This is a genomic window from Actinosynnema sp. NPDC059797 (assembly GCF_042732085.1).
Lineage (GTDB): Bacteria > Actinomycetota > Actinomycetes > Mycobacteriales > Pseudonocardiaceae > Actinosynnema.
The window spans coordinates 12293-27122 of sequence record NZ_JBHWIE010000082.1; the positions used below are offsets into that span (position 1 = coordinate 12293).

A 14830-nucleotide genomic window follows, 5' to 3' on the forward strand; every position below is an offset into this window, starting at 1 on the left:
GTGTTGCCCCCCCAACACCCCCCCCCCGGGGGGGGCGCCCAGGCACCCCCCTTGGCGGTACCCCGGGCGCGGGCCCCCCGGGCGGGGCCCCGGGGCCCCCCCGGCGCCCCCGCGCCCCGCCACGTGGCTGGTGCCGGGCACGTGCCGGGCCACGGCGTCCAGCTGGGCCCGGACCGCCCACCCGCCGCCCACGACCGACGCGGTGACCACGCCGGGCGCGAGCAGGTACCGGGCCGACAGCGCGGTCAGCACCGCGGCGCGGTGTCGCGGCGCGGCCACCGACGACAGCGCCGGCGCGACGGCGGCCCCGGTCATCAGCCGCTCGGCCAGGGCGTCCACGGCATCGGTGCCGTCGTGCCCGTGGTCCTGGGGGAGGCGGTCCACGTCCGCTCCTTCCGCCGTCGCCGTGGCCGAGCCGCGGCCCTTGCCGTCGCCCTTGCCACGACCAAGGTGCGGCGCGGCTCTGTCGATCCGCTTTCCAAGCGCTATCGATTCCACGGAGCGCGGATTAAGGCGGGTGAAGGCGGACGGAAGGCGGCGGGGCGCCCACTGGTGGCACCGCACGGCAGTTCCCGGGAGTTCCGGAAGACAGGAGGAGGATGTCGGTGCTGAAGTCCCTGCTCACCGCGTTCGCGATCGGCGCCGCCGTCATCACGGCCCCGCCCGCGGCGGCCACCACCACGACGGCCGACTGCCCCGAGGACACCCACTGGAGCGTCGAGCTCCAGGTGTGCGTGGACGACACGCACTGGTGAGCGGACCGCTCGACACCGCGACCCGGCCCTCCTCGGGGGCCGGGTCGTCGCGCGTGCCGGCTCAGACCAGGCCGCGGACGACCGTCCCGTCCACCCGCCGCTCCCGCAGCCGCGCCACGAGCTGGGCCGCCTCCGCCGAGTCGACCCCGGACAGCAGCAGCAGCGCCCGCTCCACCAGCTCGCCCGCCGCCGCGTCGTCGCCGTTCGCCGACCGGGCCTCGGCCAGCAGCGCCAGCGCCTTGGCGTGCCACAGCGCCGACCCCAGCCCGGCGAACAGCTCGCGCGCCGCGCGCAGGTGCCCGACACCGCCCTCCGCGTCGCCGCGCGCCAGCGCGATCTCCCCGAGCGAGTACCGGGACCTGGCCTCGATCAGCCGCTCACCCAGCCGGCGCGCCAGGTTCAGCGCGTGCACCAGGGTGGTCTCGGCGTTGTCCAACCGCCCCTCCCGGTGGCGCAGCACGCCCAGCCCGTACAGCGCGTAGACCTCGCCGATCCGGTCGCCGTTGTCGCGCACGATGCGCAGCACCCGGTGCAGCGCGTCGCGGGCCTGGTCGATCTCGCCGGTGGCCAGGTGCAGCTCGGCGAACCTGTGCACCACCTGCGCCTCGACCCGCAGGCACCCGGTCTCCCGGGTGATGTCCCGCGCCTGCTCCAGTAGCCCGGCCGCGGCGTCGGTGTCGCCCTCGTCCAGCCGGTGCTTGGCGATGCCGCGCAGGACGTGCGCCTCGCCGATCCGGTCGCCGACCGCGCGCAGGCCCTCCAGCGCCTCGGTGTACTTGGCCATCATCGAGGCGGTGTCCCCGCGCAGGCCGTCGACGTGCGCGGAGTTGCGCAGCACCAGGGCGCGCCCGTGCTCCTCGCCGGCGGCGCGGAACAGCTCCAGCGCGCCCGCGAAGTACTCGTCCGCCTCGGGCAGCCGGGTCTGGAACATGTGCAGCGTCCCCAGCGAGTAGCGCATCGCGGCCATGCCGACCCGGTTGTCGGCGCGCCGGCACGCCTCGTGCGCCACCCGCGCGCACTCCAGCCAGTCGTCGAAGTAGCCCTTGGCCTCGAACAGGGTCACCGCGGTCAGGGCGAGGTCCCAGCACAACTCGTCGAGCCCGGCGCCGGCGGCCTGGCGGACCGCGGCGACCAGCGCCCGCCGCTCGGCCTCCCACCAGTGCGCGGGTTCGCCCAGGTGGTCGTCCAGCTCACGGGCGTCCGGCCGCCAGCGCGGGGCGCCGCCGTGCAGGATGGTGTAGTCGCCGCCGTACTCGCGGCGGTGCGCCTCCTCGGCCAGCGCCAGCCACCCGCCCAGCACGCGGCCCAGCGCCGCGTCGCGCTCCTCCTCGGTGCTGTCCTCCTGGAGCTTCTCCGCCGCGTAGACCCGGATCAGGTCGTGCAGCCGGTAGCGCGGCGACGCGCCGCCGTACTGGACGGTGTCCACGAGCTGCGCCTCGACCAGGCTCTCCAGCACCTCCTCGGCGTCCGCGGCGGTGGTGTCGAGCAGCGCGGCCGCGGTCCAGCCGGGGAAGTCGGGCGCGCTCACCAGCGAGCACAGCCGGAACAGCCGCCGGGCGCACTCGTCCAGCAGCCGGTGCGTGAGGGCGAAGGTGGACCGCAGCTCCAGGCCGTGGTGGGCCAGCTCGTCCAGCCGCCTGGCCTCGTCGTGGAGCCTGCGGACCAGGCCGCCGATCCGCCAGTGCGGTCGGGAGGCCAGCCGGGCGCCCGCGATGCGCAGCGCCAGCGGCAGCCCGTCGCACAGGCGGACCAGTTCGACCGCCGCGTCCGGCTCGGCCTCGACCCGCTCGCGGCCGACGACGCGGGTCAGCAGTTCGAGGGACTTGGCCTCGTCGAACGCGTCGAGGTGGAGCTGGCGGGCGCCCGGCAGGCCGCTCAGCCGCACCCGGCTGGTGACGATCACCGCGCAGGACGCGCTGCCGGGCAGCAGCGACCGCACCTGCGCCTCGTCGGTCACGGCGTCGAGCACCACCAGCACCCGCTTGCCGGACAGCTTGCTGCGGTACAGCTCGACGCGCTCCTCCACGTCGTCGGGCACGGCGGAGCCCGCCACGCCCAACGCGCGCAGGAACCGGGCGAGCAGCTTGGCGGTGTGGTCGTTGCCGGTGGCCGAGCACATGTCGGCGTAGAGCTGGCCGTCCGGGTAGCGGGCGCTGAGCTGGTGCGCGGCGCGGGTGGCGAGGGTGGACTTGCCGACGCCGCCCCGGCCCGAGACGGCGACGATCGGCATGCCCCAGGACTCCTGGCCGTCGCCGTCCAGCAGTCGCACGATCTCGTCCAGGTGCTCCTCGCGACCGGTGAAGTCGGCGATGCTGGCGGGGAGCTGCCGGGGCACCACCTCGACCGGCCGCGGCGCCTGGCGCTCGGGTGCGGAGGGCTCGGCGGGCTCGGCCGGGGTGGTGGCGGGAGCGGGCGGGCCCGGCGGTGGTGGCGGCTCGGCCACGCCCAGCGCCGGGTCGCGCCGGAGGATGGACTGCTCCAGGTCCTGGAGGTCCCGGCCGGGTTCCAGCCCCAGCTCCTCGACGAGGACGGCGCGCAGCCGGCGGCCCACCTCCAGCGCCTCGGCCTGGCGGCCCGCCCGGTACAGCGCGAGCATGAGGAACCCGTGCAGCCGCTCGCGCAGCGGGTGCTCGGCGACCAGGGCGTGCAGCTCGCCGACCACCTCGCGGTGCCGGCCCAGGACCAGGTCGAGCCGGATGCGCGCCTCCAGCGCGGCGAGGCGCTGCTCCTCCAGCACGGTGGCGCTGCGCCGCACCACGTCGCCCGGGATGTCGGCCAGGGCGGGTCCCCGCCACAGCTCCAGCGCGGCGTGCAGGGTGGCGGCGGCCTCGGCCGGTTCGCCGGCGTCGGCCCGCGCGCGGGCGTCGGCGACCAGTTCGGCGAACCGCAGGCTGTCGACCTCGTCCGCGTCCAGCCGCAGCAGGTAGCCCGGCGGTCGCGTGCAGATCGCGCCGGCCCGGCCCGCGTCGGCGAACAGCTTGCGCAGCGCGGAGATGCAGATCTGGACCTGACCGCGCGCGGTCGAGGGCGGGGCCGTGCCCCACACCGCGTCGATCAGCTGCTCGACGGGCACCACGCGGTTGGCGTTGAGGCCGAGCACCGCGAGCACGACCCGCTGCCGCGGACCGCCCAGGTCGAGCGAACGGCCGTCCAGCACCAGCTCCACCGGGCCGAGCAGCCTGAGCCCCATGTCGAAGCGCCCCCAGTCACTCGTGCGGTCGTCGCGGCGGCGGCCCGAAAACGGAGGCGCTCCGGCAGCTGCCCGTTCCCCGGACGCACGCGTCCGGGCGTGAGGTCCCCCAGAGGTTACCGCACGGTCGGCGTATCCCCGTATTGCGCGCCGATACCGCGGCATTGTCGAATTCGCCGCCCGAACGGGTGAAATGTGCCCACCGGCCCCGACCGGCCGAGACGACGGCTATCCGGCGTTCGGCCTGCGGCGACAGGCATTCCCGTCGCCGCCGGACCGACCACCGCCCCGCGCGGCGACGCTCGGCATTCCACGATGTCACCGGATGGAGTCGTTTACCCGTCCCGAATGCACCCGGACAGCCCAGCACCGGCTTTCGCGAGGCGATTTCGGAGAACCGCACACCGCCGCCCGCCCGCCCGCGCCTCCGGGACGCCCGTAACGAAACCCCTCGCGCGCGCGACACACCGGTGATCAGCACGCGTGTTCTCGCTGGAGGTGGGGTGCCGGTCAGTCGGCCGCGATTACGCGGCGTGGTGAAGCGAACCGAGCACGGGTTCCTGGCGTTCGCCGTCCTCATCGCGGTACTGGGGTTGCTCACCGGTCTGCTGGGCTGGGCGGCGCTGGACCTGCGGCAGCGGCGGGCGGCGGACGCGGCGGACCAGCGGGCCGAGCTGACCGCGAAGGCGCTGGACGTGTACCGCGCCATGGCGGACGCGGACGCCCACTCGCTCAACGCGGTGCTGGTCAACGCGGAGCGGGCGACCCCGCTGCGGCAGCGCTTCCGCGACGACGTCTCCGCCGCGACGGAGGCGCTGCACGTCGCCTCGGCCCGGAGCGCGGGCACCGGGGACGAGGCGGCCGGGCAGGTCCGGGAGCTGTCCGGCCTGCTGCCGCGCTACGCCCGGCTGGTGGAGATCGGGTGGACCGAGAGCGACGCGGGGCGACCGGTCGGCATCTCGTACCTGTCCAACGCCTCGTCCCTGGTGCGCACCCGCATCCTGGCCGTCGCCAAGCTGCTGCACGAGCAGCAGGCCGCGGCGGTGGTGCGGGCGCAGCGGGACGCGGGCGCGGTCCCGTGGCCGTTCCTGGTCGCCGGGGTGGCGACGCTCGCCGCGCTGGTCGCGGCGCAGGTGCACGTCACGCGCCGGACCCGCCGCCGGGTCAACCCCGGGCTGGTGCTGGCCACCGCGCTGACCTTCGTCGCGCTGCTCGGCGCGACCGTCGTCGTCGTGTTCGTCGACGGGCGCGGCGAGGTCGGCCGGCGCGAGCTGGCGGTCGTCGGGTCGCTGGCCGAGGCGCGCAACCTCGGCCGGGAGGCGGACGAGGCCGAGGCGCGCATCCTGATCTTCCCCGCGGCGGGCGACGTGTCCGGCCTGGCCCAGAAGTTCACCGAGATCGAGCGGCACCTCACGGCCGCGGGCGGTGACAAGGCCGCCCTCGACGCGCTGCAGGCGTGGCGCGAGCACGACGTGCCCCTGCTCCTCCCGGCGCGGGGCGACCCGGGCGCCGAGCCGCCGCCGTTCACCGAGCTGGTGAAGACGATCATCGACCCGGCGCCCGACCACACCGACACGTTCGGCCAGCAGCTCGACTCCCGCCTGACCCGGCTGATCGACGAGCACCGGGACAGGGCGACCGACTCGACCGGCTCGGCCAAGGCGACCCTGGCGAACTGGGACGCGGCCGTGCTGCTGCTCGTGGTCGCGGCGGTCCTGTCGGCCCTGTTCGGCCTCGGTGTCCGGATCAGGGAGTACTACACGTGATCAAGGCCCTCGCCCTCGTCGCCGCGCTCGCCTGCCTGGCCGCGTGCTCAGCGCCCGCCACGCCCGCCGGCGCGCCCCCCTCCTCCCCGTCGGCGGAGCACCCCGACCTGCCCCCGGGCTACGACGAGGACCCGGAGCGCACCGCGCCCTGCGGGAACGCCCAAAAAAGAGGGAACGCCCCGACCGACAGCCTCGCCCCCACCGCGGGCCCGCTGGGACCCGACGGGCGGCCCGACGGCCCCCACGTCCGCCGCATCCGCGAGGAGGGCCTGCGGATCGGGGTCAGCCAGACCGGCCAGTTCCGCAGCAAGCGGGACCTGATCACCGGTGAGCTGTCCGGCCTGGAGATCGACATCGCCAAGCGGGTCGCGGCCGCCCTCGGCGTCCCGGACGGCGACCTGAGCATGATCGGCCTGCCCACCGGCGGGCGCCTGTACTCCCTCGACACCAAGGCCAACCGCGACGCCAAGGACGACGAGGGCGGCCGGCTGGCCGACGTGCCCGAGGTGGACCTGGTGATCGCCGGCGTGAGCGTGACGCCGTGCCGGGTGGAGACGCACGAGCTGCGGTTCTCCCGGCCCTACATGCAGACCCACAGCGGCCTCCTCGTCCGCGCCGGGCTGTCGGGCGTGGCCGGGCCGGAGGACCTGGCCGGCCGCAAGGTGTGCTCGGGCGCGGGCACCACCAACAGCGACGAGATGATCGACCTGCGGGACCGGCAGCGCGCGGAACGCCGGCCCGAGCTGATCCCGGTGGCGGTGAACGACACCAGCGACTGCCTGATGCTGATGCAGCGCGGGTTCGTCGACGCCGTCTACTCCGACGTGCTCATCCTGCACGGCTACCGGCACCAGGACCCGGGCACGGTGCTGCTGGACTACCGCAGCCCGGTGACGACCAAGGCCGCCGTCGCGGTGAGCGGCGAGCAGGACGACCTGCTCCGGTTCGTCAACGACGTGCTCGACGACATGCGCGCGGACGGCAGCCTGGACCGGGCGTACGACACCTGGTTCCAGGGGTTGGCCGGGCACCACCGGCTGCCGGTGCCCGACGACCCGTACGGGAACTAGCGCCGTCACACCGCGATCGGGCTGCCGCAGTCGCCGCAGAACGCGGAGCCGGCGGGCCACCGCAGCGAGCACCCCGGGCAGGTCACGTCGGGCCCGGTCGGTGCGGCCGGCGCCGCGCCCGGCTCCACGACCGACTCCGAACGGGTGCCGGACAGCGTCGAGCCCACGGCCACGGACAGCAGGTCCTCGGCGGCGAGGTCCTCCTTGAGCCGGACCACGCCGTCCTCCGGCGCGCCGACCACGTCGACCAGGCGCAGCAGCCGGTCGAGCACCTTCCGGTTGCCCAGCCCGGTCGCCAGCGCGACCGCCCTGCCCCAGGCCGCCTCGGTGGCGCCCCGGTCGCCGCGGTCGTGCGCCGCGCCGCCCTCCAGCACCGCCTGGCGCAGCTCGGTCTGCCCCGTGTAGTGGGCGATGCGCGCGTCGATCCGGCTGGACCGCTCCAGGTCGGCGGTGTAGTGCACGACCACCGACCGCGCGTCGCCCGCCTTGGCGAACCCGGTGGCGCCCGGCGCGCGCACCTCCAGGTCCACCCGGGCGACGCGGACGTCGCTGCTCCTCGGCAGGCCGGTGGGGTCGACGGTGAGCCTCAGGTGGTACTCGCGGCTCTCCGCGCCCCAGGAGCCGGTCGTGAACGCGGTGGTCCGCTCGTCCACGACCTCGCCGCGCAGGTCCGCCTCGGCGGGGTGGGTCTGGCGCAGGAAGTCCAGGCGGCTCGCCGCCGTCGTCCGGACCAGGACCCGCACCTCCGGCACGAGCTTGCCCATGGCGGTGCGGGTCATGGCCAGGAAGTCGGCGGCCAGGTCGGCGGGCGCGCGGACGGCGTCGGCCGTGCCGTGCAGCGCCTCGGCGACGCGCAGCAGCTCGGTGGGCAGCCAGTCGGCCCCGATGCCCCGCGCGTCGCAGGTGAAGACCCCGCCGAACTCCGCCAGCACGCGGTCCAGCTCGCCCGGCGGCTCGCCGTTCTGCCCGTCGGTGAGCAGGATGACGTGCCGCACCGCGGTCGGGTGGTCACCCAGCAGTCGCCCGGCCAGGGTCAGCCAGGTCCCGATGGCCGTGCCGCCCGCCGCGGACAGGTTGTTCACGGCGTCCTTCGCGGCCCGCCGGCTGTCCTCGTCGGCGACGGCCAGGCCCCGCGCGGGGAACACCTGCCTGGCCCGCTCGGTCCCCTCGACCACCGCGAACCGCGCGCCGTCGCGCAGCGCGCCGATGGCGGCCTTGGTGGCCTGCCGCGCCGCGCCGATCTTGGTGATCGGGTACGACATCGAGCCGGAGCAGTCGATCAGGATCACCTGCGCCACCTCGGGCTCCGCGCCGGGTGGCGCCTCGCCGCGCGCGGTCACCACCAGCGCGGCGTGCATCTCCCGGTCCGCCGGGGACAGGTACTGGTTCTGGCTGACTTGCAGGTCGAAGTCTGTTCGGTGCTCCACGGTCTCCCCCGTGCGGTCAGCGGAAGGTGAACGGGCGGTGCTCGTTCGCCAGGTCGACGAGGCCGGAGCGGTGGCCCCGGTCGGAGGCCTGCCGGGCGAGCGCGCGGTAGGCGCCCTCCAGCAGCTCCCGCAGGTCGTCGCCCGTCGGGCCCGCCGCCGCGGCGGGCGACAGCAGGGCGAACCTGGCCTCGTGCACGACGGTCTCCAGGCGGGTGCGCGACTCCCCGGTCGGTTCGCCGCCGTCGAGGTAGAGCGAGGCCAGCCGGGTGGCGGCGGCGTCCAGGTCCGGCGCGAGGGGGTGAGCGCCGTCGGGCAGCGTCCCGCTGAGCACCCGCACGGCGGCGATCCGGGCCGCGTCGTGGTGCCGCGAGATCTCGGGCGTCTCGTCCAGCAGCGCGACCGCGCCCGCCCGGTCGCCCCGCGCCAGGTGCACCCGCGCCAGCCCGAACACGGCGCTGACCACCGAGTGGTCCCGCCGCCACACCGCGAGGTAGTAGGGCTCCGCCGAACCGGGGTCGCCCAGCAGCTCGGCGCAGCAGGCCACCGCCAGTTCCGGCGCGATCTCGCCGGGCAGCGCGCGGCGCACCTCCTCGAAGTGCGACCGCGCCGCCCCGACCTCCCGGTCGGCCAGCTCCATCAGGCCCTCGTGCCACCACAGCCGCCAGTCCGCGTTCCCCACCAGGTCCCGGGCCTCCTCCAGCCCCGCCCCCGCGGCGGCGAGGTCACCCGCCGACAGGCCGGCGCGGACGAAGGCGAACGCCACCTCCGGGGTGTCCAGGTCGATCGCGTCGAGCTGGGCCAGCAGGCGTGGCGCGTCCTCGGTGGCCGCGGCGGCGAGCACGTCGGCGGCCGGGTCGTCGGGGAACACCCTGGGCGTCGGCAGGCCGGTGGCGACCGCGAGGGGCGTCGGCGTCCCGATGTCGAGCGGCAGCCCGCCCAGCGGCACGCCGGCCGGCCTGAGGGTCCACCGGGTCAGCGGCGGCACCGCGCCCAGCCCGGCGTCCAGCAGCACGGCGTTGTCCGCGAACACGGCGGACGGCTCGGGCCGCGGCTTGCCGTCCCGCAGGGACGCGATCTCCCGCCGCACCCCGCGCAGCTGCCGGGCCATCTCCGCCGCGCCGCCGAACCGGCGTTCCGGCTCCGGGTGCCTGGCCCGCGCGCAGACCAGCTTGAACGACTCGACGCCCACGGCGATCCGCTGCTGCTCGCGCACGTGCCGCTCGGCGGGCACCTCCTGACCGGTGTGGTCGGACGTCGCCCGGTAGAGCTGGTTCAGGGTCTCCCCCACGGTGTGGATCTCCGAGGCGACGGTCATGCCGCGCACCGAGATCTCCTCCGCGGACACCTGGTAGCGCCGGGTGATGACGATCGGCCTGCTGGTGTCGCCCGCGCTCCGCGCGCCGCCGAGGTCGATCAGCTTGATCCGGGTGTCCGGGTCGCTGCGGTCGGCCGGCCGGATCATCACGTTGTCCGGCTTGAGGTCGCAGTACAGCATGTCGCGCTCGTGCAGGTGGCCCAGCGCGGCGAGGACCTGGAGCCCGCAGGTGATCACGTGCTCGGTCAGCAGCGGTTCGTCGAGCCGGCTGCTGCCCTGCTGGGCCTCGGTGGCCACCACGCTCAGCGGCAGGCCGGGCACGTACTCCATCACGATGTACTCGCGCGCATTGCCGGTGCGCTCGTCCGGGTGCCTGACGAAGTTGTAGATGCCGACGATGTTCGGGTGGTCCATCTGGGTGAGCGCCCACACCTCGAACGCGGTCAGCGCCGCGTCGGACGCGTCGATCAGTCCTTTGAGGACGCAGTAGCGGTCGTTGAGCCTGCCGTCGCGGGCCAGGTAGATCCAGCCCAGGCCGCCGTGCGCGATGGGGCCGCAGATCTCGTAGCGCTGCTCGACCAGGTCGCCGGGCGCCAGGCTCGGCAGGAAGGAGAACGGCGTGCCGCAGGACAGGCAGTGGCCGGAGTCCTTCGCGGGCAGCTTCGTGCGGTCGGCGCACCCCTCGTTGGCGCACCGCCGCGCGCGGTCCGGCACGCGGGGGTTGGTGAGCACGAGGCTCTCCGGGTCCGGGAAGTCGAAGTCGGGCAGCGGGAAGGGGTCGTCGCCCACGCCCGGCCGCCGCACCGCTACACCGCCGCGCGCCGCTCAGGACAAGGATCGCCCCGACCCGGGTCGCCCTGATCCGGATCGCCCGGTCCCGGACCGCCCCGACGCGGGCCGCGCCGAGGTCGACCGCCCGGCGGACGACGGCGGGACGAGGGCCGGGAGGTCACAGGTGTCGCAGAAGCCGGTCTCGTCGATCGAGCCGCCACACCCCGGCCTGGCACAAGCGGTCATCGGTCCTCCTCCGCCCCGCGCGCCCGGCCGGTGCCCCGGACCTCCCGCGCTGTTCCCCGGGTCTTCCACGCCGGTCCCGCGGCCCCGTGTAATCGGCCCGTTCGTCCGGCCTCGCGCACGCGACCGGCCCTCCCCGCCTCGCGCACCCGCCCCGTCTCCCCTAACCCGTGCACCCAGCCCGCTCCCCTGCCTCGCACACCCGGCCCGTTCCCCCGCTCCCCACTACCGCCGGGCCTCGCGCGCCCGGCGAACCGCGTCCAGGAACGCCTGGACCGCGGCGTGCGCCGCCGCCCGGTTCACCGGCTCGGCCCTCAACGCCTCGTCGGCCCGCCGGTACAGCTCGGCGAGCCCCACGTCCTCCCCGAGCCCGGCCTCGTTGGCGCCCGCCCGGGTGGCCTCCAGCAACCCGCGGTCGTCGTCCACCGACCGGGCCCTGCGCGCCCGCCGCTCGGCCCGCTCCACCCCGCTCTCGAACTCGTCCAACCGTCGGGCGACCAGCACCGGCGACCGCTTGGCCACCTGCCGCAGCGCGATCAGCCGCAGCGGCAGGTCCGTGTCGTCGGGCAGCACGTCGATGCGCCGCCCCAGCTCCTCCAGCCGCTTCGCGACGGCCCCGGCGACCAGCGCGCCGGCCGCCGACAGCCCCGCCGACGCCTCGTGCCGGAACCCGAGCACGATCCGACCGCCGCCGGCCAGCACCGGCTTGATCACCTCGTTCACCAGCGCCACGGGCTCCTCGGCCTCGTCGACGCCGTCCAGCACGATCGTCACCGGCGGCGCGTCGGCCCGCAGCCGGTCGCTCGCGCTCTCCACCGCCGACGTCGGCAGGCCCGCGCGGTCCACGATGCGCCGCGACACCTCGTCCACCGTGCGCCCGCTCACGTCCAGCGCCAGGTCCACGCCGCCGGGGTCACCGCGGTCGGTCCGCACGCCGGACGCCGCGACCGCCTGCCGCACCGCGACCAGCTCGGACCCCGACACCACCAGCACCGCCGCGCCGCGACCGCGGCGGCCCAGCCAGTCCAGCACCCAACCAGCGTCACCGGTCGGCGCCGGGTGCGCGCGGGTGAACAGCGGGTCGATCCCGGTGTCCCCGACGACCCACCCGGCCACCACCGGCAGGTGCGCGGCCACCGCCTCCACCGGGATCATCCAGGACAGGCCCGCCGCGCTGTCGCGGTACTTGGCGACCACGAGGCCCAGCACGTGACCGGTCGCGTCGTCGGTGACCCCCGCACCGCTGTACCCCACCCGCACCTGCTGCTCGGTCTCGGCGCGGAGGTTCATCTGCAGCCACTCGGCCCCGGAGTGCCCGAACAGCGTCAACCTGGTCCACACGCCGTTGTCCAGGCCGCGCGGGAAGCCCTGCGCGTGCACCGGGCGGTCGCGCGTGAAGGCCATGCGCCGCAACGTGGCCACGTGGTCCTCGCGCTGAGGCTTCGCCAGCCGGAGCAGCGCGACGTCACCGCGCGGCCCCTCCGCCTCGGGGACGCACGCCCCGTCGACGAGGCGCGCGCGGGAACTCGGCGTGCCCACGACCTCGATCAGGTCGACGACCAGGTCCCCTTCTTCGTGCTCGACCACGTGCGCACAGGTCAGCACGTGCTCGGGGCTGACCAGGACCCCCGCGCCCAGCACCCGGCGGCCGTCACCGCTGCGGATGCGGACCCGCCACTCCTCCCGCCCGTTCGCGGCGTGCCGGGATGCGGGCTCGTCCGGCCGACCCCAACCGCCCGTCACCCCAACCCCCCACCGGTCTCGGCGCACACCTGGTGATCGTGGCGCAGGGGGGAAACGTTGCACCACGCGGTGGCCCGCTGGGAAGTGCGGATTCGCTGACGTGCCGGAAATTCCGCTCGGCGTGGAAAGTGAAGGCGCGCGACGGGAACGAGAACAGGTGGGCACACCCGAATTCGCCGGGTGGGCCCACCCGGTGATCACGCCGGGCGCTCGCGCGCCACCCCCGACCGCGCGTAAGCCCCCGGCGCGGTGCCGAGCATGCGGCGGAAGTGCCTGGTCAGGTGGGACTGGTCGTAGAAGCCGACCGCCGGCGCCACCTGGGCGGGCGGCACGCCGTCGAGCAGCAGGCGGCGGGCCAGGTCGATCCGGCGGCCGGTGAGGTAGCGGTGCGGGGGCAGGCCGAACTCGCGGCTGAACGCGCGGACCAAGCGCTCTGGGCCGGCGGCCAGCCGCCCGGCCGCGTCGGCGAGCGTCAGGCCGTCGGTCACGTGCGCGTCCAGCAGCTCCCGCAGCCTCCGCGCCAGCCCCGGCTCCGCCTCCGGCCGCACCGGCTCGCGACGGGTCAGGTGCCCCCGCAACCGGTCCCGGACCAGCGCCAGCCGCGACTCGGCCTCCCACTCGTCGCCGCCGTTCAGCACGCCGTGCAACTGGTGCACCCGCAACCGCAGGGCCGGGTCGGCGAACGCCGGGTGGTCGACCGCCGCGCCGACCAGGTCCGCGCCCAGCACCGAGGTGTCCAGGTAGACGACCCGCTTGCGGAACCCCTCGGCGGTGGCGTTGCGCCCGTCGTGCGGCACGTGCGGCGGCAGCAGCGTGACCGACGCCGGGAGCGCGCCGTGCTCGCGGTGGTCCAGGCCGTAGGTCACCGTGCCGGTGTCGACCAGCAGCAACGTCCACGCGTCGTGCGTGTGCGCCGGGTAGGCGTGGTGGGTGAAGCGCGCGTGCAGCACCTCCACCACACCGGGCACGGCCGGGCGCCACGCGGAGACATCGGAGCCCATGCCACGAACCTACAAGAAGGGCCCGGCCGACCCACCGGGGATCGACCGGGCCCTTGGCGCGGAACGGGATCAGGCGAGGTCGAACCGGTCGAGCTCCATGACCTTCGTCCAGGCCGCGACGAAGTCCGCCACGAACTTCTCGCGGGCGTCCTCGCTCGCGTAGACCTCCGCGAGGGCCCTCAGCTGCGAGTTGGAGCCGAAGACGAGGTCGACCGCGGTGGCGGTCCACTTCACCTCGTCCGTGGCCAGGTCGCGGATCTCGTACACGCCCTCCTCGGACTCCGACGCCTTCCACCGGGTGCCCGGCGACAGCAGGTTGGCGAAGAAGTCGTTGGTGAGCACGCCGGGGCGGTCGGTGAGGACGCCGTGCCGGCTGTCGCCGTGGTTGGCGCCCAGGGCGCGGAGACCGCCGACGAGGACGGTCATCTCCGGCGCCGTCAGGTCGAGCATGTAGGCGCGGTCGACGAGCAGCACCTCCGGCTGGAGCTTCTCACCGGCGCGCACGTAGTTGCGGAAACCGTCGGCGCGCGGTTCGAGGACCCGGAACGACTCGACGTCGGTCTGCTCCTGCGTGGCGTCGGTGCGGCCCGGGCGGAACGGCACGGTCACCTCGAAGCCGGCGTCGCGCGCCGCCTTCTCGACGGCGGCCGAACCGGCCAGCACGATCAGGTCGGCGAGCGAGATCTTCGCGCCGCCCGCCTCGTTGAACTCCCGCCGGACGCCTTCGAGGACCTCCAGGACCTTCGCGAGCTGCTCCGGCTGGTTGACCTCCCAGCTCCGCTGCGGCTCCAGGCGGATCCGGGCGCCGTTGGCGCCACCGCGCTTGTCGGTGGACCGGAAGCTCGCGGCCGAGGCCCAGGCGGTGCCGATCAGCTGGGCGGTGGTGAGGCCGGAGTCGAGGACCTTCGCCTTGAGGGCGGCGATCCCGTCGTCACCCACCAGCTCGTGGTCGACGGCCGGCACCGGGTCCTGCCACAGCTGGACCTCGGGCACCCACGGCCCCAGGAAGCGGCTCACCGGGCCCATGTCGCGGTGCAGCAGCTTGTACCAGGCCTTGGCGAACGCCAGCGCGAACTCGTCGGGGTGCTCCAGGAAGCGGCGCGAGATCTTCTCGTACGCCGGGTCGAAGCGCAGCGACAGGTCGGTCGTGAGCATCGTCGGCTTGTGCTTCTTCGACGGGTCGTGGGCGTCCGGGATGATCTCCTCGGCGTCCTTGGCGACCCACTGCTTGGCGCCGCCGGGGCTCGTGGTGAGCTCCCACTCGTAGCCGAAGAGGATCTCGAAGAACCGGTTGCTCCACTGCGTCGGCACGTCGGTCCACGTCACCTCCAGACCGCTGGTGATCGTGTCGGCGCCCGTGCCGCTGCCGTGGGTGCTCAGCCAGCCCAGGCCCTGCGCCTCCAGCGGGGCGGCCTCCGGCTCCGGGCCCACGTGGCCGTCCGCGGCGGCGGCGCCGTGGGTCTTGCCGAAGGTGTGGCCGCCGGCGATGAGGGCGACGGTCTCCTCGTCGTTCATCGCCATCCGGCCGAAGGTCTCCCGGATGAAGTGC

At 75.2% G+C, this 14830-nt stretch carries 10 protein-coding genes; 3 read left to right on the forward strand and 7 right to left on the reverse strand.

All coding sequences use genetic code 11. The annotated features are described in order from the left end of the window. The coding region (locus ACFV4N_RS20295; RefSeq protein ID WP_499674110.1) for a hypothetical protein at positions 1-384 on the reverse strand (384 nt) is incomplete at its 3' end. 215 nt (positions 385-599) lie between these two features. Between ACFV4N_RS20295 and ACFV4N_RS20300 the strand changes: the two genes are divergently transcribed. Next, entirely contained in the window at positions 600-755 is a 156-nt protein-coding gene (locus tag ACFV4N_RS20300) for a hypothetical protein (protein WP_499674111.1), read from the forward strand. Between the two features lie 61 nt (positions 756-816). Here ACFV4N_RS20300 and ACFV4N_RS20305 read toward each other — a convergent pair whose 3' ends face one another. Beyond that, positions 817-3945 carry an AfsR/SARP family transcriptional regulator gene (locus ACFV4N_RS20305; protein ID WP_499674112.1) on the reverse strand — a complete coding sequence of 1043 codons (3129 nt, stop codon included), beginning with the start codon at positions 3943-3945 and terminating at the stop codon, positions 817-819. Between the two features lie 533 nt (positions 3946-4478). Between ACFV4N_RS20305 and ACFV4N_RS20310 the strand changes: the two genes are divergently transcribed. Both ACFV4N_RS20310 and ACFV4N_RS20315 read left to right on the forward strand, forming a co-directional pair. Next, a complete protein-coding gene (locus ACFV4N_RS20310; protein ID WP_499674113.1) occupies positions 4479-5711 on the forward strand; it encodes a GlnX family signal transduction membrane protein in 1233 nt (410 codons plus the stop codon). After that, positions 5708-6781, forward strand: coding sequence for a transporter substrate-binding domain-containing protein (locus ACFV4N_RS20315; protein ID WP_499674114.1), 1074 nt, complete (start codon positions 5708-5710; stop codon positions 6779-6781). Before ACFV4N_RS20310 ends, ACFV4N_RS20315 begins: the two co-directional genes overlap by 4 nt. Positions 6782-6786: 5 nt before the next feature. Here ACFV4N_RS20315 and ACFV4N_RS20320 read toward each other — a convergent pair whose 3' ends face one another. The 5 genes from ACFV4N_RS20320 to katG form a co-directional block, all read right to left on the reverse strand. Continuing rightward, positions 6787-8208, reverse strand: a complete 1422-nt coding sequence (locus tag ACFV4N_RS20320) for a vWA domain-containing protein (RefSeq protein WP_499674115.1) — start codon at positions 8206-8208, stop codon at positions 6787-6789. A 16-nt stretch (positions 8209-8224) separates the two neighbouring features. Beyond that, entirely contained in the window at positions 8225-10327 is a 2103-nt protein-coding gene (locus tag ACFV4N_RS20325; RefSeq protein ID WP_499674116.1) for a tetratricopeptide repeat protein, read from the reverse strand. A 435-nt stretch (positions 10328-10762) separates the two neighbouring features. After that, a complete protein-coding gene (locus ACFV4N_RS20330) occupies positions 10763-12280 on the reverse strand; it encodes a trypsin-like peptidase domain-containing protein (protein WP_499674117.1) in 1518 nt (505 codons plus the stop codon). A gap of 197 nt (positions 12281-12477) precedes the next feature. After that, positions 12478-13281, reverse strand: a complete 804-nt coding sequence (locus tag ACFV4N_RS20335) for a helix-turn-helix domain-containing protein (protein WP_499674118.1) — start codon at positions 13279-13281, stop codon at positions 12478-12480. A gap of 69 nt (positions 13282-13350) precedes the next feature. Beyond that, the coding region (katG, locus tag ACFV4N_RS20340; RefSeq protein WP_499674119.1) for a catalase/peroxidase HPI at positions 13351-14830 on the reverse strand (1480 nt) is incomplete at its 5' end.